The sequence below is a fragment of the Streptomyces radicis genome, assembly GCF_003626575.1.
Taxonomy (GTDB): domain Bacteria; phylum Actinomycetota; class Actinomycetes; order Streptomycetales; family Streptomycetaceae; genus Streptomyces; species Streptomyces radicis.
This window is the reverse complement of sequence record NZ_RBDY01000052.1, coordinates 1-22,226: the sequence shown is the minus strand read 5'-3', so window position 1 is coordinate 22,226 and position 22,226 is coordinate 1. Positions and strand designations below refer to the sequence as shown.

Below are 22,226 nucleotides of genomic sequence, written 5' to 3'. Positions count from 1 at the left end.
TGGCGCCCGCCTGGCAAGGCGCCGGATCGCAGCTCGTACTCAGCCGTACTCGCGCGATTCGGCAACGCAGCCAGGCGGGATGCCAGTCGTCGCGAGCCCGCCGGGGATTGTCAGACAGGCCCTAGGGCCGCCGTCCCCGCCAGCGTCCGGCCGGTGGTCCACGGACTCCCGCTGGCCCATGCCCTCGGCCTCGAAGGCGTCGCGCTGCCGCGCGCGTTCACCGGGGAGCGCCACCACGACCGCGCCTTCGTCGAGGCCCGCGTCGTGTGGCACTTCCGGCGCCGCGCCTCCTGAGCACGGGTCTTTCGCGCCGCACGCCAGGCGCGCACTGCCGCGCGCCGCTGCGGCGGCGCGGGCCCCGGGGGACACTCGGGGGCGGAGGTGACGTGATCATGGTCGACGAGGGCGAGGTCAACGGGCACGATCTGGTGGCCGAGGAGATCGTGCTGCTCCCCGAGCCCGAGGAGGGCGGCGAGGAGGACCCCGATGGCCGCTGACACCATCGACCCCGGCGAGCCACCGCGCGCGGTGGACATGATCCTGCGCTCGCTGCCCGACCGGCAGCCCCCGGCCAGCTGGTGCGCCGAGCACCCCCCGCACCACGCCGCGCGCGTCCTGCGCGCCGCGTGGATCTGCCGCGCGTGCGTGCGCGAGCAGGCGCGCGAGCCATGACCGAGCGCCTCGACGCGCCCGGGGGAACGCCCGGGCGTCAGCTCGGGCGAGACCGGCGGCGGCGAGGTGGCGAGGGCCGCGCCGCCCGCCCCCTGACGGCGCCCGCCCCCTGACGGCGCCCGCCCCCTGACGGCGCGCGAGCCCCGCGGCGCGGCGGCGCCACGGCGGGATCTCGACGGCCAGCTCATCCATCGTCGCGCACGGTCCGCTCCACGTTCGCCCGCGTACCCGGCCGGGGCGCCAGGACACCGGGTCGGCCGCCGCTCAGTCCTCGCGGACCAGCAGCGCCACCGGGTTCGCCGCGAGCAGCTGCCCGAGGCGCGCCTTGCCCGAGACCGCATGGCCGGTCAGCAGGTCCCGCCAGGGCCCAGGTGGCAGCGGCAGATACGTGCCCTCCCAGCCGCCCGCCGCCGCGAGCCGCCGCGACAGCCGCGTCACCACCGCGACGACCCGCCCCGAGCGCGCGAACGCCAGGCAGTGCTCGGCCGCGATCCCCTCCGCGGGCAGCGGCTCGTAGTCCGCGAGCTCCCCGAACCACTCCGGCTGCGCGCGCCGCAGCCGCAGCGCCGTCGCCGTGAGCCGCAGCTTCTCCGTCGCCAGGTCGTAGCCGGTGGCCAACGCGTCGTCCAGCGCCGCGAGTTGGGCGACGGGCAGCTGGGGGAGCCGCCGGTTGTCGGGGTCGACGAGCGCCAGGTAGTGCCGCTCGCTTCCCCGGTAGACGTCCGGCACCCCCGGCATCGTCAGGTGCAGCAGGGCCGTGCCCAGCACGTTCGCCCTGACCTGCGGCTCCAGCTCCCGCGCGAACTCCGTCAGCGGATAGAGCGGCGGCCCGCACGGGCCCGCGAGCACAAAGCGTTCGAGCGCCGCCTCGTAGGACTCGTCCGGCTCGGTCCAGCTGGTGTGCAGCCCCGCCTCCCGCACCGTCTTCAGCACCGTGCCGAGCAGCCGCTCCCGGTCGGGGAAGCCCATCGCGAACGCCGTCTGCCACGTCGTCCACGCCACGTGCGGATCCGGCGCCCGCACCCCGGCCCGCGCGGTCTCCTCCGTCAGCCGGGTCACCAACTCCGCCCAGCCGTGGGGGTGTTCGCTCAACGACGCGAGCGTCGCCCGGATGTCGCCGCTGCGCTTGGTGTCATGCGTGGACAGCGCGGTGCCGGTCAGCGGCCAGTGCCGCTGGATCCGCTCGCAGAACGCGTGGAACGCGGCCGGTGGCAGCGCGGGCTCGCCCGGGTCCCCGCCCACCTCGGCCGCGGAGAGCAGCGGCGCGTAACGGTAACAGGCGGTGTCCTCGACGGCCTTGGCCCGCAGCGCCGACGCCACCTGGGCGAAGCGCACCCGGAAGTCCGTCAGGTCGTCGCCCTCGCCGAACCGCCCGAGCGCCAGCTCCCGCACCGTGTCCACCGCCGCGGCCTCCGCGGGCACCGCGTACATCGTCCGCGCCCCGTCCGCGGCCGTCACCAGCATCGCCTCGTCCACCGGCGAAGGCGGCGCGTCCCCCGTCACATAGGGGCGGTAGACCGGCAGCCGCACCAGCAGCTCCACCAGCGCCGAACGCAGCGTCCACGGCGCGTGGTCGCGCACCCTCAGCTCCGGCACGGCCGCGCACACCCGCACGGCCGCGCGCGTGAGGCGTTCGGTCTCGGCCGCCAGCTCGTGCGTGATCATCTTGTAGGCCGCCCGCCGCACCGTGGCCGTCCACTCGCCGCCGAGATCCGGCGGCGCCCCGGTGAACGCCCGGTAGTGCTCGGTCAGTTCGGCGGCGCCGTCCGCTTCCGTGAACATCGCGTCGATGAACCGCATCGCGTCATAGCCCGTCGTCCCCGCCACGGGCCAGCTCGCGGGCAGCCGCTCGCCTGGCCCGAGGATCTTCTCCGCGACGATCCACGCCCCGCCCGTCGCGCGGTGCAGCCGCTCCAGATAGCCGCCCGGGTCCGCGAGCCCGTCGGGGTGGTCCACCCTGAGCCCGTCGATCAGCCCCTCGTCGAGCAGCCGCAGCACCAGCGCGTGCGTCGCCGCGAAGACCTCGGGCTCCTCCACGCGCACCCCGATGAGCTCGGAGATGGCGAAGAAACGCCGGTAGTTGATCTCCGTGCGCCCGAGGCGCCACCACGCGAGGCGGTAGTGCTGCTCGTCGAGCAGGTCGGGCAGCGGCAGCTCCTCCGTGCCGGGCCGCAGCGGGAAGCGGCGGTCGGCGTACCGCAGCGTGCCGTCCACCACCGAAAGGCGGTCGAGCTCCTCGCCGAGCGGCCCGCCGAGCACCGGGAGCAGCACCCGGCCGCCGCCCGCCGCCCAGTCGATGTCGAACCAGCCCGCGCGCTCCGCCTCGGGGCCGTCCCGCAGCACCTCCCACAGCGGCCCGTTGAGCTCCATCGCGCCCGGCACCGCCATGTGGTTCGGCACGATGTCGAGCACCAGGCCGAGACCCCGCGCACGCGCCGCGTCCGCGAGCGCCCGCAGGCCCTCCTCGCCCCCCAACTCCGCGCGCACGCGTGTGTGGTCGGTCACGTCGTAGCCGTGGAGCGAGCCGGGCACGGCCTCGAGGACGGGCGACAGGTGGAGGTGCGAGACACCGAGCGACGCCGCGTAGGGGACGAGCTCCTCGGCCGCTGAGAAGGGGAAATCCGGCTGGAGCTGGAGCCGGTAGGTAGACGTGGGCGTGCGGCGCGCTGGCGTCATGGAGACCCTCTGCCCCGACGGCCGTGCGGACAAGCGCAGTTGATTCCCGAGTGTGCTGCACGCGCGGGGGGCTCCGCAGTAGGCTTCCTTGATCCATCAGCGGGGCGGAAGGCGGTGCAGGTGAGCTCGTCGGGGCTGGAGCTGCCCTCGGGAAACGGGGGTGGGACAGCCGAGGCACAGGCCGGGGCTGTCCCGGTGCCGCGCCCGGTGGAGACAGGGGCTGACCTGGAGTGGACCGCCGAGGACTGGTCCGAGGTGAGCACCCGGGTGGAGCGCGCGGGTCGCGCGTACGTCTGGCTGAACCTCGTGGAGCAGCGGCTGCGGTCCGTGGTGGCCGCGGTGCTGCGCCCGGTGTACGAGCCGGTGCACGGCGAGGAGTGGGAGATCGCGGCCGCCGGGCCGACCGGGCAGGAGTGGGTGCAGCGCGCCGCGGCGCTGCGCGAGGTCAGCCGCCGCAAGGGACACCTGCTCGATCCTGCCGATGACACGGTCCTCGCCTTCCTCACCCTCCCGCAACTGCGTGAACTCATGGTGCAGCACTGGCCCTGCTTTGCGCCGTATTTGGACAATCGCCGCGAGGTCGAGCTCACCCTTGACGAGCTCGAGGTGGCCCGCAGCGCGGTCAGCCGCAACCGCGGGATGAGCCGCGTCGTGCTCGAACAGGCCGAACGCGGGTGCGCCAGGCTGCTGCGGCTGCTCGACTCCGGCGTCCCGCCGTCCTCGGGGCGGCTCCCGACCGACGCGGTGGAGCGCCTTGTCGGTGACCGGTTCACCGATGTGGCGGGGGTCCACCCCGACCGGGTGCGGCTCCAGAGACAGCTGCCCGCCGAGGACCTGTTCGGCGGGGCGCGGCGGCTCGACGCGGCGGGCATAGCCCTCGGCCTCCTCGTGGGAAACTACCCGGGGCGGCGCCTGGTCCGCCTCGCCGACGGCGGCTGCCGCATCCGGCTCCTCTTCCTGAACCCGGCCAGCGGCGCCATGCGGCGGCGGGAGCGCGAACTCTCCCTGAAGCGCGGCGAGCTGAGCCGATCCGTCGAGACAAACATCCTCCACATGCGCCGGGTGCGCGGCCGGACCAGGGACCCCGAGGCGTTCGAGATCCATGTCTCCGACGAGACGCCGCGCTTCAGTGCCTACTTCGTGGACGCCGACGCCCCCGGCGGGGTTGCGGTCGTGCAGTCCTACCTCAGGCGCAGCCGCGGCATGGAGACCCCGGTCCTGGTGCTGCGGCGCGGCGGCCGGGAGATAGTGCACAGGACGGGCCCGTTCACCGGCCCCTTCGCGGACGGCGAGCTGAGCCTGTTCGAGACGTACCGCGAGGAGTTCGAGTGGTCCTGGGAGAACTCCCGCCCGGTCTCCTAGGGAGGCCCGCGGCGCCGGCCACTGCGGCCGTTCGCCGAACGGGCGCGGAGCACGCCGGTGCTCAGCCGCGGCGGTCCAGGCGACCCCCCGGCTGTCGACCTCCCAGCCGAGCGCCGCGTACTCGCCCCCGGGGGGCGCGCCCGTTCCGCTCTCGGTGAATTCGCCGACAGCAGTGCGGGCTTCCCCGCGCGCCCGCGTCGGGGAACGCTGGCTCCCATGCGACCCACACGACTGCTGATCCTCGGCGGCACCACGTTCGTCGGCCGCGCCCTCGCCGAGGACGCCCTGGCCAGGGGCTGGTCCGTCACCACGTTCACCCGGGGCCGCGCCGAGCCCCCGCCGGGCGCCGCGCCGCTGCGCGGGGACCGCACCGCGGCAGGCGGCCTGGCCGCGCTGGCCGAGGGGGAGTGGGACCTGGTCGTCGACACCTGGAGCGACGCCCCGCGCGCCGTGCGGGACGCCGCGCGCCTGCTGGCGGGGCGCGCGCGGCACTTCACCTATGTCTCGAGCCGCTCCGTCTACGCGTGGCCGATCCCCGCGGGGGCGGACGAGGGCGCGCCCGTCGTCGACGCCTCGCCCGACGCCGACGCCGACGCCACCGATTACGCCGCGGACAAGCGCGGCGGGGAGCTGGCCGCCGAGGCGGAGTTCGGCGGGGACCTGACGCTGTTCGTGCGCTGCGGCCTGATCCTCGGCCCCCACGAGAACGTCGGCCGCCTGCCCTGGTGGCTGGCCCGCGTCGCCCGCGGCGGGCCCGTGCTGGCCCCGGGGCCTCGCGAGCTGCCGCTCCAGTATGTCGACGCCCGCGACCTGGCCCGCTGGACGCTCGACGCGGCCGAGCGCGGACTGTCGGGGCCCGTGGACCTGGTGAGCCCGTCGGGGCACGCGACGATGGGCGGGCTGCTCGACGCCTGCGTCGCCGCCACGGGATCGGCCACCGGACCGGCCACCGGACCGGCGACGGCCGAGCTGCGCTGGACCGCGCCCGAGCGCGTCGAGGCCGCGGGGATCGCGGGCTGGACGGAGCTGCCGATCTGGACGCCGCCGGGGGAGCTCCACGACGCGCTGCACCGCTCCGACGTCACGCGCGCGCTGGGCACGGGCCTGCGGTGCAGGCCGGTGGAGGAGACGGTGGCCGACACCTGGCGGTGGGTCCGCTCGCTCGGCGGCGCGCTGCCCGCCGTCCCCACGCGCGGCGCGCTCGGCCTCGACCCCGCGAAGGAGGCCGAGGCCCTGGCCTGAACGCCGATCCGAACGCCCCGTGGGGCGCGGGGCGTTCAGCGGGCGGGCGGGGTGACGGGGAGGCCCGCGGCGCGCCACGCCTGGAAGCCGCCCGCCAGGTCCGTCGCGCGGGGCAGGCCGATCGCGCGCAGGGACGCCGCGGCGAGCGAGGACGCGTAGCCCTCGTCGCACAGCACGATCCACCGCACGTCCCGGCCCGTGGCCTCGGGCACCGAGGCGCCGCTCGACGGGTCGCAGCGCCACTCCAGGTGGTTGCGCTCGATGATGAGCGCGCCGGGGATCGTGCCGTCCGCCGCGCGCTGGAACTCAGGGCGCGTGTCCACGAGCACCGCGCCCTCGCGCGCCGCCTCGTGCGCCTCGTGGGGCGTCACGCGGTCCAAGTCCAGGCGCGCGTACGCCAGATGCTCGTCGATGCCCAGGGGGCCACTCATTCGGTCACCGGCTCCGTCCGTGAGAGCGCGAGTCCGCCGTCCGCGTCCCAACGGTAGTAGGACTGCGTCGTGAGGGCGGGCGCGTAGGCGTGGATGCTGACCGCGGGGCCGCCGCCCCTGTTGGTCACCTCGTGCACATAGTGCGGGCCGAACGGCCTGACCCCGCCCACGTCCACCTGTCGGACAACGGGTCCGGCAGCTGGGAAAACGCGCTCGGTCAGCGTTCCCTGGACCACCCCGAACGCCCCGGACGAGCCACCGTGGTCATGGATCTCGGTGCCCTGGCCCGGCAGCCAGGTCAGCAGCCAGACCTCGAAGTCGGCGTTGCGCTCGAGGCGTCGGTACCAGCGGTCGGGGCGGGTGAAGCGCACCTGGGGGCGCCACAGGTCGGTGCGGGCGGCGAAGGAGCGGACGGTCAGCTCGAGTTCGGCGGGGGTGATGATCGCGGGCGTGGGCGCGGACATGGCTCGATCCTCGAAAAGGCGTGGGAAAAGGGCGGGAAACGCGAGGAAACGTGGGAGAAACGGGAGAATCTCCGCGCCCGAGCCAGGGATACGGGCGAGCGCGGTCGTCAGAATCGACCGCTACGACACAGCGCGCTGGCCACGCGGACCAGGTCCACGTGCCACCGTGAGAAGAAGCGCTTGTCGGTCGTCATGATGGTCATGGATAGCCGGTTCCGCGCCCCGCCGTCAACCGGGGGTCAACCACTGGACCGGCCGGCGAATTGAAGTGCCTTGACGGTCAAGGAAAGTGCTGTCATGCTCGCATATCGTGAGCCAGGCTGATTTCCTCGTTGTGCGCCTGCATGTCGATCTCCGGCGGCAGGCCAGCGCCATCTGTGCCGCCGGTCGCTGACCCGCGCCCAGCCGGACTACTCCCGCATTTCCTCGCGATCTTCCGCGTGTTCACCATCCCGCATTCCGGATGAGACGGCGTAACGCCGCCCGGCGACGTGGGAGGAATTCGGCTGCCCTTATCTGCGGCCGCGGCCTTCTTGACCATGCGGCCCCCTGGACCAAGCGCACCTCCGGACAATGCGGAAAGGCGGCTTCACATGCCGACGCCGCGGCACCTCGCCGCTCTCCCGACACCACCCGATCTCTCCCGACTATCGTCCCTTTCCGAGCTGACCGATGTGACCGACGTGACGGTGACCCTCGTCCCTCAGGCACTCGGTGGCGGCACGGCGGACAACGCCGTTCCCCTCGTGGGGTATCTGGTCCTGGCCCCGGCCGGGACCAAGCTCACCCAGCTCGGCGAGATCCTCTCAGCGGCGTCGCAGCCCCCGGCTCCCACACCCGTGCGGGCGCCGGAGGCCAAGCGGCGCAGCGTGGCCGTGGACACCGACGAGCGCACCGCCACGGTGGACGGCAAGCCGCTCCGGCTCACCTATCTGGAATTCGAGCTGCTTGCCCACCTGGTGAGACACCCTCACCGGGTGTACACCAGGGAACAACTGGTCGCCACCATCTGGGGCTACGGCCCGGTGGGGGACCAGCGCACCGTGGACGTGCACATCGCGCGGCTGCGCCGCAAGCTCGGCGCCGCCTACCGCGAGCGCATCGTCACCGTCCGCAGGGTCGGCTACAAGTACGTGCCGCCACCCGGCGGTTGATCAACGGCAGCACCCGGTATCACCCGGCGAGCAGCGCGCGCCGGGGCGGCCCCGCCGCCTCGGCGTAGCGCCGCAGCAGCAGCCGGGCCAGCTCCGGGGCCGGGCCGAGGACCGGGGCGGTCACCTCGGCTCCGGCCTCGGTCGCGCCCGCCGCGATGCGGTCGGGCAGCCGCCCCGGCGCGATGACACACGGCGCCACGACCACGCGCCGCACCGCAGGGTCCGCGCGCAGCGCGCGCACGGCCTCGGCCGTCGTGGGCGACGCGGCCGCGGCGTACGCGGTCGCCACCGCGCCCCAGCCCGCCGCGCGCCGCCAGCGCGCGCCGAGCGCCGCCATGGCGGCGAGCGCCTCGGGGTCGGACGACCCGGCCGACGCCAACACGACGCCGGTGGAACGCCGTTCGGCGCCCGTCGGCGCACCCGCCTCGGCCAGCCGCCGTTCCAGCGCCGCGAGCAGCAGCGGCGAGGGGCCGAGCACATCCGCCCGCGCCACGCTCAGCCCCGGCAGCCCGGCTTCGGCCTCGGCGAGCGCCGCGGGGATGTCGGTCCTGGCGTGGAAGGCCCGGCTCAGCAGCAACGGCAGCGCCACGACGCGCCGTTCACCCGCCGCGTAGAGCCCGGCCATGGCCCGGTCCACGCCCGGCACGCAGAAGTCGAGGAAGCCCGTCGCCACCGTGAGCCCCGGCGCGAGCCCGCGCACCCGCGCCGTCAGCGCCGCGACGGTCGCCGCGTGGCGCGGATCGCGGCTGCCGTGCGCCACGACCAGCAGGGCGGGCGCGTGCGCCATGCGGCGCGCGCCCCCGCCCCTTCGGTGCGTTCCGTGCCTCATGTGGTGCGGGCCAGCAGCCCTCTGCCGCGCAGCACACGCCGCTCGAGCGGGGAGAAGAACAGCAGGTCGATGGCCACCCCGACCACCAGGATCAGGATGATGGTCGCGAGCACCCCCGACATGTTCTGCATGGCCCGGTAGCCGTCCATGAGCTGGCCGAGCCCCGTGCCGAGGCTCGGGGACTGGACGATCAGCTCGGCCGCCATGAGCGACCGCCAGGAGAACGCCCAGCCCTGCTTGAGCCCCGCCAGATAGCCGGGCAGCGCCGCGGGCAGCAGCACGTGCCGCACGCTGGTCAGCCCGCTGGCGCCCAGCATCCGCCCCGCGCGCAGATACAGCGGCGGGATCTGGTCGACGCCCGAGACGATGCCGTTGGCGATGGACGGCACGGCGCCGAGCAGCACCACGGCGTAGATCGTGCTGTTGGTGAGCCCGAACCAGATGATCGCCGCGGGCACCCACGCGATGGAAGGCAGCGACTGGAGGCCGGTCAGCACGGGGCCGATCGCGGCCCGCACCACCTTGACCCGCGCCACGATCAGGCCGAGCGGGGTGCCCACCGCGACCGCGATGACAAAGCCGAGCACGCCCCGCGAGACGCTGGTCCAGATGTACTCGAACAGGGTGCCCTGCCGCCACATCTCGGCGAACTCGTCGCCCACGTCGAGCGGGCTCGGCAGCGCGTCGTCGCGCTTCACATCGGCCCAGTAGGCCCCCTGCCAGATGGCGAGGACGAGCACGATCGCCACCACGGGCGGCAGCACCTTGCTCACCAGGATCCGGCCGACGGGCGGCCGTTCGGGGGTGGTGGCCGGGGTCTCCAGGGCGTCGAGCCCCGCCTCGAGGCCCGCGAGGTCCTCGCTCCCCTTCTCCCGTGTCTCACTGCTGGCCATGGCGGCGGATCTCCTCCCTGAGGCGCTCGGTGATCTCCACCGAGAGCGCCGAGACGGCGGTGTCCTCGATGCGGCGCGGCTGCTCGATGTCCACGCGCCACTCGTGAACGACGCGCCCGGGCCGCGAGGACAGCAGCACGACGCGCTGCGCCAGCCTGACCGCCTCGCGGACGTTGTGCGTGACGAACAGGATCGAGACGCCGGTCTCGCGCCAGATCCGGGTCAGCTCCTCGTGCAGGACATCGCGCGTGATGGCGTCGAGCGCGGCGAACGGCTCGTCCATCAGCAGCAGTTGGCTGTCCTGCGCCAGCGCCCTCGCGAGCGCGACGCGCTGCCGCATGCCGCCGGACAGCTCGTGCACGCGCTTGCCGTGCGCGCCGCTGAGCCGGACGAGCGTGAGCAGCCGCTCGGCCTCGGCCCGCCGTTCGCCCTGGGGAACGCCCCGCAGCCGCAGGGCGAGCTCGATGTTCTTGCCCGCGGTCAGCCACGGGAAGAGCGCGTGGTCCTGGAACATCAGGGCGGGGCGCCCGCCCGGCACCGTGATGGTGCCGGCGGACGCCGCGTCGAGCCCGGCGGTCAGGTTGAGCAGGGTCGACTTCCCACAGCCGGACGCGCCCAGCAGGGTCACGAACTCGCCGGGGGCGACATCGAGCGTGATGTCGTCGAGCACCAGCTGCTGCTTGCCCGGGCGGCCGAAGGACTTCGACACATGGTCGAGGTGGACGGCGACCGGGGCGTCGTCGCCGCCCTCGCCGCCCTGGCCCTTCGGCTTGTGGAGCGCTGTGGCCATCGGTGTCGCCTCCTGGGTGCGTCGGGGCGGGGGTCCGTCACTCGACGCCGAGACCGGCGTCATCGGTGATCTCGGGGAGCCCCTCTTCCGCCAGCACGCGGTTGAGGATGGACAGGTCGTAGATGCCCGTGAGGTCGGTCTCGTCGAGCAGCCCGGCGGTCACCGCGTGCTCGGCGCCGGTCTGGAGGGTCGTCGCCAGCGGGTCGTTGAGGAACTCGACATTCTCGAACGCCGGGTCGAGGATCTCGGGGGGCAGCTCGCTGCCGCCAGGCAGGGCCGCGAGCTGCGCGTTGAACTGCTCCTTGGCCTCGTCGCGGTTCTCGTTGATCCAGCCGTTGGTGCGCACCACCCCGCGGACGACGGCCTCGACCACGTCCTCGTGCTCGGCCAGGAAGTCCTGCGAGGCGATCACGTGGGTGACGACGAACTGCCCGTCGTCCCACAGGTCGCCCTCGTCGAGCAGCGTCTCCGCGCCCCTGCTGACCAGGTTGGCCGCGGTGGGCTCGGGCACCCAGGCGCCGTCGATGTCGCCGTTGTCGAACGCGGCGGGGATCTCGGCGTTGGGGATGCGGTAGACCTCGACGTCGCCCGAGCCGTCCTGGGCGTTGACCTCGTACCCCTCCTCGGCCAGGTAGTTGAGGAGGGCGACGTCCTGCGTGTTGCCCAGCTGCGGCGTGGCGATGCGGGCGCCCTCGAGGTCGTCGAGGCTGGGCACCGTCTCCGGGTTCGCCACCAGCGAGGCGCCCCCCGACGCCGCGCCCGACACGACGCGCAGGCTCTCGCCGCCGGACTGCGCGAAGCCGTTGATCGCGGGGTTGGGGCCGATGAACGTCAGGTCCAGGTCGCCGGAGTTCAGCGCCTCGATCGCGGAGGGGCCCGCGTTGAATATTTGCGTGTTCACCTCGGTGCCGCCGAGCTGCTCGCGGATCAGGCCGCCGTCCTGGAGGCCCACCACGGCGGTGGCGTGGGTGATGTTCGCGAAGTACCCGATGGAGACCTCGTCGGCGGACAGCGCCTCGCCGCCCGCGGTCTCCTCGTTCGAAGGCGACGACTCCTCGTCGTCGTTGTCCGAGCCGTAGCCGCAGGCGGCGACGGCGGTCAGCAGCAGGGGCAGGACGACGGCGGTGGCGCGGGAGCGGCGGAGCCGTCTCGGCCCCGATGTGCGGGGAGCGGTCACGGTGGATCAGGTCCTCTCGGAAGGGCGGAACGCGGCGAACGGTGAACGGGAGCGGCGGGGCGCGCGGGCGAACGGGCCGCCCGCGCGAGGCGGTTCAGCCCGCACAGGGCCCCATGCCGCCGTAGCCGCTGCCGAGCGCGCCGCTGCCCACGCGCCCGCCCTCCTTGGCGAAGGTGGCGAACACCCCGCCCGCGCCGGTCAGAAGTCCCATGCGGCGTCCTCCGCGCTCGGGGCCCCCTGGCCCTTGGCCCCGCCGAACGCCTCTCCCGCCATCCCCGCCGTCAGCGTCGCGCCGTCCGCCGGGTCGATCAGCAGGAACGATCCGGTGGAACGCGAGTCCGCGTAGGCGTCCATGGCCAGCGGCTCCGAGGTGCGCAGCGTCACGCGGCCGATGTCGTTGGCCACCAGCTCGCCCGGGTCCGGATGGTGGGACAGGTCGTCCAGGGTGAGCCGGGACGGGATCTCCTTGACGATCGCCTTGACCGTGCGGGTCGCGTGCTTCAGCAGCACGCGCGCCCCCGGCGCGAGCGGCCGGTCGTGCAGGTGGCACACCGTCGCGGTGACCTCACGCGTCGCCGTGGCCGCGCCGTCGGCCGGCGCGATCAGGTCGCCGCGCGAGATGTCGAGGTCGTCGGCGAGGGTGAGCGTCACCGACTGCGGGGCCCAGGCCACGTCGAGGGACTGGCCCAGCGCGTCGATGCCCTCGATCGTGCTGGTCAGCCCCGAGGGCTGGACGACCACCCGCTGGCCCACGCGCAGCACGCCCGACGAGATCTGCCCCGCGTAGCCGCGGTAGTCGGGGTGCTCGGGCGTGCCGGGGCGGATGACGTACTGCACGGGGAAGCGCGCCGGGTCCTCGGTCGGGTCGTGCGCTACCGGCACGGACTCCAGGTGTTCGAGCACGGTGGGGCCGCCGTACCAGTCCATCGCGGCCGATGGCGTCACGACGTTGTCCCCGGCGAGCGCGGAGATGGGGATCGCGGTGACCTCGGGGACGCCGAGCGAGGCGGCGTACGCGGTGAAGTCCCCGGCGATGCGCGCGAACACCGGCTCGGCGTAGCCGGCGAGGTCCATCTTGTTGACGGCCAGGACCACATGGGGCACCCGCAGCAGCGCGGCGACGGCGGCGTGCCTGCGGGTCTGCTCGACCACGCCGTTGCGCGCGTCCACCAGGATGATCGCCAGCTCGGCGGTCGACGCGCCGGTGACCATGTTCCGGGTGTACTGCACATGGCCAGGGGTGTCGGCCAGGATGAAACGCCGCCTGGCCGTGGCGAAGTAGCGGTGGGCGACGTCGATGGTGATGCCCTGCTCGCGCTCGGCCCGCAGGCCGTCGGTCAGCAGCGCGAGGTCGACCGACTCCTGGCCCCGGTTGCGCGAGGCGAGCTCGACGGCCTCCAACTGGTCGGCGAGCACCGACTTGGAGTCGTGCAGCAGCCGCCCGACCAGCGTGGACTTGCCGTCGTCCACCGAGCCAGCGGTGGCGAAGCGCAGCAGCGCCGTGGTGGAGAGGGACTCGGGGCCCGCGGCGGCGGGCGTCCCCGTGGTGGCGCCGGTCATCAGAAGTACCCCTCGCGCTTGCGGTCCTCCATGGCGGCCTCGGACAGCCGGTCGTCGGCCCGGGTCGCGCCCCGCTCGGTGAGCCGGGACGCGGCGATCTCGGCGATGATCCGCTCGATCGTCTCCGCGTCCGAGTCCACCGCCCCGGTGCACGACATGTCCCCGACGGTGCGGTACCGCACCAGGCGCGTCTCGACGGGCTCGCCGTCCCGCGGCCCGCCCCACTCGCCCGCGGCCAGCCACATGCCGCCGCGCCTGAAGACCTCGCGCTCGTGGGCGTAGTAGATCCCGGGGATCTCGATCTTCTCGCGGGCGATGTACTGCCAGACGTCGAGCTCGGTCCAGTTGGAGAGGGGGAAGACCCGCACATGCTCGCCCGGCGCGTGCCGCCCGTTGTACAGCTGCCACAGCTCGGGGCGCTGGCGGCGCGGGTCCCAGCCGCCGAACTCGTCGCGCAGCGAGAACACCCGCTCCTTCGCGCGGGCCTTCTCCTCGTCGCGGCGCCCGCCGCCGAAGACGGCGTCGAAGCGGTGCGTCTCGATCGCGTCGAGCAGCGGCACCGTCTGGAGGGGGTTGCGCGTGCCGTCGGGGCGCTCGCGCAGCCGCCCGTCGTCGATGAACTCCTGCACGGACGCGACGTGCAGGCGCAGCCCGTGCAGCGCCACGACCCGGTCGCGGTAGGCGATGACCTCGGGGAAGTTGTGCCCGGTGTCGACGTGCAGCAGCGCGAACGGCGGCGGCGCGGGCGCGAACGCCTTGAGCGCCAGGTGCAGCATGACGATCGAGTCCTTGCCGCCCGAGAACAGGATCACGGGCCGCTCGAACTCCCCCGCCACCTCGCGGAAGATGTGCACCGCCTCGGACTCGAGGACGTCCAGGTGCGACAGCGCGTAGGGGCTCCCGCTGATGGAACCGGCCAGGTGAGCCGTCGTGGTCATGCCGCCTTCCTCTCGCTCGTCCGTTGCCCCGCTCATGCCAGCCCCCGCCGGGCCAGCACCGCGTGGAGCGCCGCGGCCGACTCGTCGACGGTCTGCTCGTGCGCGTGGATCCGCAGGTCGGGGGCGTCCGGCACCTCGTAGGGGTCGTCCACGCCGGTGAGACCGGTCAGCGCGCCCGCGGCCTGCTTGGCGTACAGGCCCTTCACGTCACGCTCCGAGCAGACCTCGACGGGCGTGGCCACGTGCACCTCCAGGTAGTCGGTGCCCGCCTCCTGGTGCCGCTTGCGGACCGCCTCGCGGCTGTCGGCGTAGGGGGCGATGACCGGCACCAGGGCGATCACCCCGTGCGAGGCGAGCAACTGGGCGACGAATCCGATGCGTTGCACGTTGGTGTGCCGGTCGTCGCGGCTGAAGCCCAGGCCCGCGGAGAGGAACTCCCTGACCTCGTCGCCGTCGAGCACCTCCACGCGCCGCCCTTCGGCGGCCAGCCGCGCGGCCAGCGCGCGGGCGATGGTGGTCTTGCCCGCGCTCGGCAGCCCTGTGAGCCAGATGGTGGCGCCGCGTGGCGGTGTCCCGCTCGCGCCCGTGCCGCTCATGTCGCGTGTCCTCGTCGTCGGCGTCATGTCAGCCGTGCAATCCGCACTCGGTCTTGCCGAGGCCGGCCCAGCGCCCGGCGCGCGGGTCCTCGCCCGCCGCGACGCGGCGGGTGCAGGGGGCGCAGCCTATGGACGCGTAACCGTCCTGGAGAAGCGGATTGGTGAGCACTCCGTGCTCCGCGACATAGGCTTCCACATCCGCCTGGCCCCAGGTCGCTATCGGGGCAATCTTCACCTTTTCGCGTCGGGAGTCCCAGCCGACGACGGGGGTGTTCGCGCGCGTCGGGGACTCGTCGCGGCGCAGGCCCGTCGCCCACGCGTCGTAGGAGGCGAGGCCGCGTTCGAGCACCTGGACCTTGCGCAGGGCGCAGCACCGGTCGGGGTCGCGCTCGAACAGCCGGGGCCCGTGGGCCGCGTCCTGCTCGGCCACGGTGGCGGCCGGGGTGAGGGTGATGACGTCGACGTCCATGACCGCGGCGACGGCGTCGCGCGTGCCGATGGTCTCGGGGAAGTGGTAGCCGGTGTCGAGGAACAGCACGTCGACGCCAGGCAGCGCGCGGGAGGCGAGGTGGGCCACGACGGCGTCCTCCATCGACGAGGTGACGCACAGCCGCTGGCCGAACGCGTCGGCGGCCCAGCGCAGGATGTCGAGGGCCGGGGCTCCCTCGAGTTCGCGCCCGGCGCGCTCGGCGAGCGCGCGCAGGCGCTCGGCACGGGCGGGCGCGCCCTCGGAGCGGGATCCGGTCGTGGTGGTGGCGGTCATCGTGCCCTCCTGAAGCGTCGTCAGCGTGCTTCCGCGGCGCCGTCGCCGTCGAGGTCGTCGCCGTCGGTGCCCCCGTCGGCGGGGCGGGGCGCGTTGCGGGTGAGGCCCCTGGCGAGCAGGCCGAGGAACGACAGGCGGAACGCGCGGTTGCAGGCCGCGCACTCCCAGGCGCCGTGGCCCTCCTCGTTGGGGCGGAGGTCCTCGTCCCCGCAGTAGGGGCAGTAGAACGGGGCGGCTCGCTCACTCACGCGGCGTCCTCGCTTCCTGCCCTCGCGGCGGCCCTCGCGTCGGCCCGGGTCACGACAGCGACTCCTCGTCGGCGCGGGCCGCCCACCGGGCGAAGCGCTCGCCGGGCTCGCGCTGTTCGGTGAAACGGACCAGAACGCGCTCGACGTAGTCGGCCAGCCCGGTGGCGGTGACCTTCAGGCCGCGGACCTTGCGCCCGAAGCCGGGCTCGAGGCCGAGGGAGCCGCCGAGGTGGACCTGGAACCCCTCGACCTGGTTGCCGTCGGCGTCGGTGACCAGCTGTCCCTTGAGACCGATGTCCGCGATCTGGATGCGGGCGCAGGAGTTGGGGCAGCCGTTGACGTTGATGGTGAGCGGCTCGTCGAAGTCGGGGAGGCGGCGCTCCATCTCCTCGATGAGCCACGTCGCGCGGGCCTTGGTCTCGACGATGGCGAGCTTGCAGAACTCGATGCCGGTGCAGGCCATGGTCCCGCGCCTGAACGTCGAAGGCCTGGTGGTCAGATCGAGCGCGGCGAGGCCCTCGGTGAGCGCCTCGACCCGGTCCTCGGGCACGTCGAGGACGATCATCTTCTGCTCGACGGTGGTGCGCACGCGCGAGGAGCCGTGCGCCTCGGCCAGGTCGGCGATCTTGGCGAGCGTGCCGCCGTCGACGCGGCCCACGCGCGGCGCGAAGCCGACGTAGTAACGCCCGTCGCGCTGCCGGTGTACACCGATGTGGTCGCGCCACTCGGCCACGGGGCGCTCGGGCGCCGGGCCGTCGGCGAGGCGGCGCAGCAGGTACTCGCGCTCGAGCACCTCGCGGAACCGCTCCGCGCCCCAGTCGGCCACCAGGAACTTGATGCGGGCGCGCGTGCGCAGCCGCCGGTAGCCGTAGTCGCGGAACAGCCCGACGATGCCCTCGTGCACGTCGGCCACCTCGTCGAGGGGCACCCAGGCGCCCAGCCTGACGCCGATCCTGGGGTTGGTGGAGAGCCCGCCGCCGACCCACACGTCGAACCCGGGGCCGAGCTCGGGGTGCACGACGCCGACGAACGCCACGTCGTTGATCTCGTGCGCCACGTCGAGCAGGGGCGAACCCGAGACGGCCGTCTTGAACTTGCGCGGGAGGTTCGAGTACGCCTTGTTGCCCACCACGCGGCGGTGGATCTCGTCGACGGCGGGGGTGCCGTCGATGATCTCGTCCTCCGCGATGCCCGCGACCGGCGAGCCGAGCACCACGCGCGGGGTGTCGCCGCACGCCTCGGTCGTGGACAGGCCGACGCCCTCGAGGCGCCGCCAGATCTCCGGCATGTCCTCGATGCGGATCCAGTGGTACTGGATGTTCTGCCGGTCGGTGATGTCCGCGGTGCCGCGCGCGAACTCCTGGGAGATCTCGCCGATCACGCGCAGCTGCGCGGTGGTCAGCCTGCCGCCGTCGATGCGGACGCGGAGCATGAAGTACTCGTCGTCCAGCTCCTCGGGCTCCAGGATGGCCGTCCTGCCGCCGTCGATCCCCGGCCTGCGCTGGGTGTAGAGGCCCCACCAGCGCATCCGCCCGCGCAGGTCCTGGCCGTCGATCGAGGAGAACCCGCGGTGCGCGTAGATCGTCTCGATGCGCGTGCGGACGTTGAGGCCGTCGTCGTCCTTCTTGACCTGCTCGTTGGGGTTGAGCGGGGTGAAGTGGCCCGCGGCCCACTGGCCTTCGCCGCGGTGCCTGGCGGCCTTGCGGCGCCCCGGGGCGGCGGGCTTCCTCGCGTTCGCGGCACCGTTCGCCGGACCGTTCGTGGAACCGGGCGCGGAATCAGGCATCGTCGCGGCATCCTTCGTGAGGCGTTCGGATCTGCGGGCGGCAGGGCTGTGGGACCCCAGCCGTGGTCAGCGCCCGCGGCGTCGCGGGGCAGGGCGGGGTCCGGAGCGCGGACACGGGTGCTCGACCCGCGGACGGGAGGACGTGAGGCGGCTCAGTCCGAGGTGCTCACCATGCCGGACAGATGGCGCTGGACATGCGGCCAAGATCGACATGGCGCCGACTCACCAGTGCGATTCCAGCTGGGGACATGACGGCAGCGTGGCACGCGGTGACCCGCCAGTCCACCGTTATCCGGCATATGGACAATGCGGTCCCACTATGTGATACAGGTAACGACCCGCTCACTGTGGGTCGAACGCCCCGGGCCAGGGTCCTGGAGAGGCGGTCGGCGGCTGCTCGGCCTCCGTCGTGTCGTACAACCGGAGGCCGCGCCGCCGGTAGTTGGCCAGCGCGTGCGGCCCGTCGAGGGAGCACGTGTGCACCCACACGCGCCGCGTCGGCGTCCCGCTCGGCAGGCGTTCCCCCAGGTCCCAGGCGCGTGTCAGCGCAACCGACAGCAGATGGCCGCCGATGCCGAGGCCGCGGAACGCCGGGAGCAGCCCGAAGTAGGCCAGCTCCACCACGCCTTCCTCGCTCCCGTCGAGCTCGGCGAAGCCCGCGGGCGTGCCCCTGACCCAGGCCACCCATGTCTCCACGCCGGTCCGGTCGAGGTGCGCCAGCCACCGCGCGTGGCTCCATGGCAGCCGGTCGGTCCACGCGACATCGCCGCCCACCGCCGTATACAGGAACCGGCTGAACTCCGGGCTCGCCACCTCGGCCCGCGCGACCGCGAGACCGGCCGCCGCGTCAGGGGCGCGCGCGGGGAAGAGGTCGGACGGCGAGGTCTGCTCCAGCCACCATGTGGTCACCCTGGCCGTCGCGTGGGCGGTCCTCGGGGCGTCGTTCACCCGGGCATTTCATCACACGCGCCCGTCGCACCCGCGAACGGGCGGCGGCCCCGGGCGATCCGGCTGTTCGCGGTGATCGCCCGGGGCCGCCTCGTGGGGGGACGGTGTGGTCCTCCGTGTCCGCGCCTCACGCGCCGAGCAGGCGCCGCACCAGGTCGCGGTAGTCGAGGAGCAGCACCCGCTGCCGCTCGGTGTCCGCGTCCCGGTGCTGCCATCCGGCGCGCAGCTCCCTGCGCCGGGTGGCCAGCGCGTCGGTCAGCTGCGCCACGGTCTCGTCGAGGAGGAAGTCCGCGTCGGTCAGCGACCGTTCGGGGCTGTCGACGAAGCCGACGAGTGCGTGCTCGAGCCCCGAGGTGAGCCGTTCGCCCTGCTCGGGCGAGAGCAGCGGGCCGCTCGTCGGCCTGGTGGGCGCCGGGTCGGGCCCTGGCCCCGTGCCGCGCGCTCCGGCTGCCTTCGCCTCCGTGGCCTCGTTCCGTTCCGCGGCCTCCAGAGGGGTCACCACCTTCGCGCCCGGCACCGTCCGCGTCTCCGTCCGCCGTCCCTCCATCACACGCCGCCCTTCGTCGTCGCGTCCTGTCGGCTCCGCGGTCGGCGGACGTGCAGCCGGCGGCGCTCGTCGGGGCGCCCGGCGCCCGCCTCGCGCGGGCCCGCGTCGAGCACGTCGCGGAAGAGGTCGCGGGCCCGCAGCAGGGCCTCGCGCAGCTCCTCCGTGCCACCAGCGCCGCCCGCGCCCGCCGCGGCGAGCAGGCGCAGCGTGCGGAACGCCTCCACATGGCGCGGATGGTGCACCGACACGGCCGCGACCTGGTGCTCGCGCGCGTCCGACGGGTAGCCGCGGTCGTGCAGCAGCTGGGTCAGCAGGTGGTCGGCCTCGCCGAGCGCGGCGCCGGGCGAGTCCACGAACCGCTCCTGGATCCGCCGCCACTTGGCCTCGTACTGCCGCCGCTCCTCCGCCGACAGCGGGCGCGCGCGCAGCCGCCCGTGCCGCCGCAGCCGCTCGGACAGCTCCCTTCTCGCCGCATGGACGTCCCCGTCGTGGCGCGCCACGGCGCGGTCGTACTCGGGCCCGAAACGGCGTTGGAGGCTGCCGTTCCCCGGCCCCACGGTCGGCAGCGCCAGGATGCCCACCACGGCGACGACGACCAGGGCCACGATGATGATGACTACAGTTGTCATGACTTCCCTTTCGCAGTGTCTTTTCGCAGTGCCTTGCGCAGCGAACTGCTCCCGCGGGTTGTCATGACGTCGCGTTGCCCGAAGCCGCCGGGGCAAACCTCCCGCCGTCAGCCCTCGTTGACCGGACGCGCCCGCTCGACCAGCGCGCCCAGGTCCGCGCCGCCCGGCAGCGTGCCGAACGCCGCGCCGCCCTCGCCGGCGAGCCGCGCCGCGCAGAACGCGTCGCCCACCGCGGGGGGCGCGTACCGGACGAGCAGCGCCCCCTGGAGCACCAGCGCGAGCCGCTCGGTCAGCCGCCGGGCCCGCGCCTCGATGCCCGACAGGTCGGAGAGGTCGGTCAGCAGGTCCTTGATCGCCGCGTCGAGGCGGTGGTCGGCGCCCGAGGCGCGGCCGACCTCGGCGAGGAAGGCGTTCAACGCGCCCGGCTCGCGCTGGAGCGCGCGCAGCACGTCGAGCGCCTGCACGTTGCCCGAGCCCTCCCAGATCGAGTTGAGCGGGGACTCGCGCAGCAGCCGCGGCATGCCGGACTCCTCGACATAGCCGTTGCCGCCGAGGCACTCGAGCGCCTCGGCCACCAGCGGCGTACAGCGCTTGGTCACCCAGTACTTGGCGGCGGGGACCGCGAGCCGCAGCAGGTGCCGCTCCTGCGCGCTGCCCGCGGCGGCGGCGTCGGCCGCGGCCGCGAGGCGCAGCATCAACGCGGTGGCCGCCTCGGACTCCAGGGCCAGGTCGGCCAGCACGTTGCGCATGAGCGGCTTGTCGATGAGCCGCGCGCCGAACGCCTCACGCCCCGCCGCGTGGTGCGCGGCCCGCGCCACCGCCTGCCGCATGAGCGCCGCGGAGCCCGCGACGCAGTCGAGGCGCGTCGCGCTGACCATCTCGATGATGGTCGCCACCCCGCGCCCCTCGTCGCCCACCCGCCACGCGACCGTGCTGCCGTCGAACTCGACCTCGGCCGAGGCGTTCGAGCGGTTTCCGAGCTTGTCCTTGAGCCGCTGGATCGACAAGGTGTTCCGGGTGCCGTCGGGCAGCACGCGCGGCAGCAGGAAGCACGTCAGCCCGCCGGGCGCCCGGGCGAGCACGAGGAACGCGTCCGACATCGGCGCCGAGCAGAACCACTTGTGGCCCGTGAGCGCGTACGCCCCCGGCTCGGCCAGCGGCTCGGCCCGCGTGCTGTTGGCCCGCACGTCCGAGCCGCCCTGCTTCTCCGTCATCCCCATCCCGGCGAGCGCCCCCGCCTTCCCCGCGGCGGGCCCCGGGCCGGGGTCGTAGACGCGGGAGGTCAGCAACGGCTCCCAGACGGCGGCCAGCTCGGGCTGGGCGCGCAGCGCGGGCACCGCCGAGTGCGTCATCGACACCGGGCAGCCGTGCCCCGCCTCCACCTGCGACCACACGTAGAACCCCGCGGTGCGCCTGAGGTTCCCCTGGGGCAGCGACACCGCGTCGGTGAGCCCGGCCTCGACCGCCCGCCCGAGCAGCTGGTGCCACGCCGGGTGGAAGTCCACCTCGTCGATCCGGTGGCCGAAGCGGTCGTGGGTGCGCAGCACCGGCGGGTACGCGTTGGCCTGGGCGCCCCACTCCTGCGCCTCGGCCGTGCCCGCCGTCCGGCCGAGCGCGCCGAGATCCGCGGTCGCCTCGGCTGCCACGTCCTCGCCGATGTGCAGGGCGAAGCCCTCGGCCAGCGCCGCGTCCCCGCCGAAGACGTCGTGGCCGACGAGGGGGGATGACTGATTGGTCACGGTATGAGTGCTGCGCGTCATGACGCTACGGTAGGCGCCCGCCAGCGCCGCGTCACCTCACCTTCCGGTCCGTTCCCGTGTCCCCTTCCCGCGCGGCAGCCACGCGGGCCCCACTAGGGCCTGTCTGACAATCCCCGGCGGGCTCGCGACGACTGGCATCCCGCCTGGCTGCGTTGCCGAATCGCGCGAGTACGGCTGAGTACGAGCTGCGATCCGGCGCCTTGCCAGGCGGGCGCCATCCGCCGCTCGCTGATCCACCGGGAATTATCAGACAGGCCCTAGTGTCCCGAGTCAGGAATTCTGTTCAGATGTATAGGCTTGCTCTATGGCACGGACGGGGCGGCCCAAGGCCGAGTTGACACTGTCGGACGAGGAACGGGCCGCACTCGAGGGATGGGTGCGGCGACGTTCCACGCCGCAGACATGGGCGTTGCGGTGTCGGATCATCCTGGCCTGCGCCGAGGGCGCCTCGAACAAGGACGTGGCCGCTCAGCTCGGTTCCACACCCCATGCGGTGGGCCGCTGGCGGGCCCGGTTCGTGCGGTACCGGATCGCTGGTCTGGGCGACATGCCACGTCCGGGCGGTCCCAGGACCGTGACGGACGAGCAGGTCGCCGCGGTCGTCACCAAGACGCTGGAATCCACTCCGAAGAACGCAACGCACTGGTCGACGCGGTCGATGGCGAAGGAGACGGGCCTCTCGCAGTCGTCGGTGTCGCGGATCTGGCGGGCGTTCGGCCTGCAGCCGCACCGCTCGGAGACGTTCAAGCTGTCGACCGATC

Annotated in this window: 26 protein-coding genes; 7 read left to right on the top strand and 19 right to left on the bottom strand. The window is 73.9% G+C overall.

Annotated elements, in window-relative coordinates:
* The first annotated feature begins 153 nt into the window (after positions 1 to 153).
* Positions 154 to 294: a hypothetical protein gene (locus D7318_RS31730; RefSeq protein ID WP_183091698.1), complete on the top strand. Its 141-nt coding sequence runs from the start codon at positions 154 to 156 to the stop codon at positions 292 to 294.
* Positions 295 to 486: 192 nt separating this feature from the next.
* A complete protein-coding gene (locus D7318_RS31725; protein WP_120700708.1) occupies positions 487 to 672 on the top strand; it encodes a hypothetical protein in 186 nt (61 codons plus the stop codon).
* Between the two features lie 264 nt (positions 673 to 936).
* Here the strand turns inward: D7318_RS31725 and treY are convergent, their stop codons facing one another.
* On the bottom strand, positions 937 to 3,348 hold the full coding sequence (treY, locus tag D7318_RS31720) for a malto-oligosyltrehalose synthase (RefSeq protein WP_120700707.1): 2,412 nt from the start codon (positions 3,346 to 3,348) through the stop codon (positions 937 to 939).
* A gap of 120 nt (positions 3,349 to 3,468) precedes the next feature.
* On the opposite strand from treY, the gene D7318_RS31715 reads away from it, so the two are divergent.
* Together D7318_RS31715 and D7318_RS31710 are read left to right on the top strand one after the other, a co-directional pair.
* Positions 3,469 to 4,710 carry an SAV2148 family HEPN domain-containing protein gene (locus D7318_RS31715; protein WP_120700710.1) on the top strand — a complete coding sequence of 414 codons (1,242 nt, stop codon included), beginning with the start codon at positions 3,469 to 3,471 and terminating at the stop codon, positions 4,708 to 4,710.
* 216 nt (positions 4,711 to 4,926) lie between these two features.
* The gene (locus tag D7318_RS31710) at positions 4,927 to 5,952 is read left to right on the top strand and encodes an NAD-dependent epimerase/dehydratase family protein (protein WP_120700706.1); all 1,026 of its coding nucleotides are present in this window, start codon (positions 4,927 to 4,929) and stop codon (positions 5,950 to 5,952) included.
* A 35-nt stretch (positions 5,953 to 5,987) separates the two neighbouring features.
* On the opposite strand, the gene D7318_RS31705 is transcribed toward D7318_RS31710, so the two are convergent.
* From D7318_RS31705 to D7318_RS35100, 3 genes are all read right to left on the bottom strand, one after another.
* Entirely contained in the window at positions 5,988 to 6,383 is a 396-nt protein-coding gene (locus D7318_RS31705; protein WP_120700705.1) for a rhodanese-like domain-containing protein, read from the bottom strand.
* Positions 6,380 to 6,847, bottom strand: coding sequence for a cysteine dioxygenase (locus tag D7318_RS31700; RefSeq protein WP_120700704.1), 468 nt, complete (start codon positions 6,845 to 6,847; stop codon positions 6,380 to 6,382). The genes D7318_RS31705 and D7318_RS31700 overlap by 4 nt, the downstream gene beginning before the upstream one ends.
* 107 nt (positions 6,848 to 6,954) lie before the next feature.
* A complete protein-coding gene (locus tag D7318_RS35100; RefSeq protein ID WP_408055566.1) occupies positions 6,955 to 7,041 on the bottom strand; it encodes a putative leader peptide in 87 nt (28 codons plus the stop codon).
* 95 nt (positions 7,042 to 7,136) lie between these two features.
* Between D7318_RS35100 and D7318_RS35095 the strand changes: the two genes are divergently transcribed.
* Both D7318_RS35095 and D7318_RS31690 read left to right on the top strand, forming a co-directional pair.
* The gene (locus D7318_RS35095) at positions 7,137 to 7,241 is read left to right on the top strand and encodes a putative leader peptide (RefSeq protein WP_408055565.1); all 105 of its coding nucleotides are present in this window, start codon (positions 7,137 to 7,139) and stop codon (positions 7,239 to 7,241) included.
* A gap of 199 nt (positions 7,242 to 7,440) precedes the next feature.
* Positions 7,441 to 8,001, top strand: a complete 561-nt coding sequence (locus D7318_RS31690) for a winged helix-turn-helix domain-containing protein (protein WP_120700703.1) — start codon at positions 7,441 to 7,443, stop codon at positions 7,999 to 8,001.
* A gap of 19 nt (positions 8,002 to 8,020) precedes the next feature.
* On the opposite strand, the gene D7318_RS31685 is transcribed toward D7318_RS31690, so the two are convergent.
* The 15 genes from D7318_RS31685 to D7318_RS31620 all read right to left on the bottom strand — a co-directional run bounded on the left by D7318_RS31685 (position 8,021) and on the right by D7318_RS31620 (position 21,465).
* On the bottom strand, positions 8,021 to 8,788 hold the full coding sequence (locus D7318_RS31685; RefSeq protein WP_120700702.1) for a sirohydrochlorin chelatase: 768 nt from the start codon (positions 8,786 to 8,788) through the stop codon (positions 8,021 to 8,023).
* Between the two features lie 38 nt (positions 8,789 to 8,826).
* Positions 8,827 to 9,723: an ABC transporter permease gene (locus tag D7318_RS31680; RefSeq protein ID WP_120700701.1), complete on the bottom strand. Its 897-nt coding sequence runs from the start codon at positions 9,721 to 9,723 to the stop codon at positions 8,827 to 8,829.
* Positions 9,710 to 10,513, bottom strand: coding sequence for an ABC transporter ATP-binding protein (locus tag D7318_RS31675; protein ID WP_120700700.1), 804 nt, complete (start codon positions 10,511 to 10,513; stop codon positions 9,710 to 9,712). Before D7318_RS31675 ends, D7318_RS31680 begins: the two co-directional genes overlap by 14 nt.
* A 37-nt stretch (positions 10,514 to 10,550) precedes the next feature.
* A complete protein-coding gene (locus D7318_RS31670; protein WP_120700699.1) occupies positions 10,551 to 11,690 on the bottom strand; it encodes an ABC transporter substrate-binding protein in 1,140 nt (379 codons plus the stop codon).
* Positions 11,691 to 11,888: 198 nt separating this feature from the next.
* On the bottom strand, positions 11,889 to 13,250 hold the full coding sequence (locus tag D7318_RS31665; protein WP_120700698.1) for a sulfate adenylyltransferase subunit 1: 1,362 nt from the start codon (positions 13,248 to 13,250) through the stop codon (positions 11,889 to 11,891).
* On the bottom strand, positions 13,250 to 14,188 hold the full coding sequence (gene cysD / locus D7318_RS31660; RefSeq protein WP_120700697.1) for a sulfate adenylyltransferase subunit CysD: 939 nt from the start codon (positions 14,186 to 14,188) through the stop codon (positions 13,250 to 13,252). Before cysD ends, D7318_RS31665 begins: the two co-directional genes overlap by 1 nt.
* Before the next feature lie 32 nt (positions 14,189 to 14,220).
* Complete coding sequence (gene cysC, locus D7318_RS31655; RefSeq protein ID WP_120700696.1) at positions 14,221 to 14,784, bottom strand: adenylyl-sulfate kinase; 564 nt, start codon at positions 14,782 to 14,784, stop codon at positions 14,221 to 14,223.
* 28 nt (positions 14,785 to 14,812) lie between these two features.
* A complete protein-coding gene (locus tag D7318_RS31650; protein ID WP_120700695.1) occupies positions 14,813 to 15,547 on the bottom strand; it encodes a phosphoadenylyl-sulfate reductase in 735 nt (244 codons plus the stop codon).
* Positions 15,548 to 15,567: 20 nt separating this feature from the next.
* Positions 15,568 to 15,795, bottom strand: a complete 228-nt coding sequence (locus tag D7318_RS31645) for a hypothetical protein (protein ID WP_120700694.1) — start codon at positions 15,793 to 15,795, stop codon at positions 15,568 to 15,570.
* Between the two features lie 49 nt (positions 15,796 to 15,844).
* Positions 15,845 to 17,581 (bottom strand): nitrite/sulfite reductase, encoded by a 1,737-nt coding sequence (locus tag D7318_RS31640; protein WP_120700693.1) that lies wholly within the window; start codon positions 17,579 to 17,581, stop codon positions 15,845 to 15,847.
* A 166-nt stretch (positions 17,582 to 17,747) separates the two neighbouring features.
* A complete protein-coding gene (locus D7318_RS35090; RefSeq protein ID WP_369008265.1) occupies positions 17,748 to 17,831 on the bottom strand; it encodes a putative leader peptide in 84 nt (27 codons plus the stop codon).
* 92 nt (positions 17,832 to 17,923) lie between these two features.
* Positions 17,924 to 18,529 (bottom strand): GNAT family N-acetyltransferase, encoded by a 606-nt coding sequence (locus D7318_RS31635; RefSeq protein ID WP_230424313.1) that lies wholly within the window; start codon positions 18,527 to 18,529, stop codon positions 17,924 to 17,926.
* 127 nt (positions 18,530 to 18,656) lie between these two features.
* Positions 18,657 to 19,031, bottom strand: a complete 375-nt coding sequence (locus tag D7318_RS31630) for a hypothetical protein (RefSeq protein WP_183091701.1) — start codon at positions 19,029 to 19,031, stop codon at positions 18,657 to 18,659.
* Between the two features lie 44 nt (positions 19,032 to 19,075).
* Positions 19,076 to 19,705, bottom strand: a complete 630-nt coding sequence (locus D7318_RS31625) for a hypothetical protein (protein ID WP_147437899.1) — start codon at positions 19,703 to 19,705, stop codon at positions 19,076 to 19,078.
* A 107-nt stretch (positions 19,706 to 19,812) separates the two neighbouring features.
* A complete protein-coding gene (locus D7318_RS31620) occupies positions 19,813 to 21,465 on the bottom strand; it encodes an acyl-CoA dehydrogenase family protein (protein WP_120700690.1) in 1,653 nt (550 codons plus the stop codon).
* A 304-nt stretch (positions 21,466 to 21,769) separates the two neighbouring features.
* Here D7318_RS31620 and D7318_RS31615 point away from each other — a divergent pair.
* On the top strand, positions 21,770 to 22,226 hold a 457-nt coding region (locus D7318_RS31615), incomplete at its 3' end, for a helix-turn-helix domain-containing protein (RefSeq protein ID WP_147437898.1).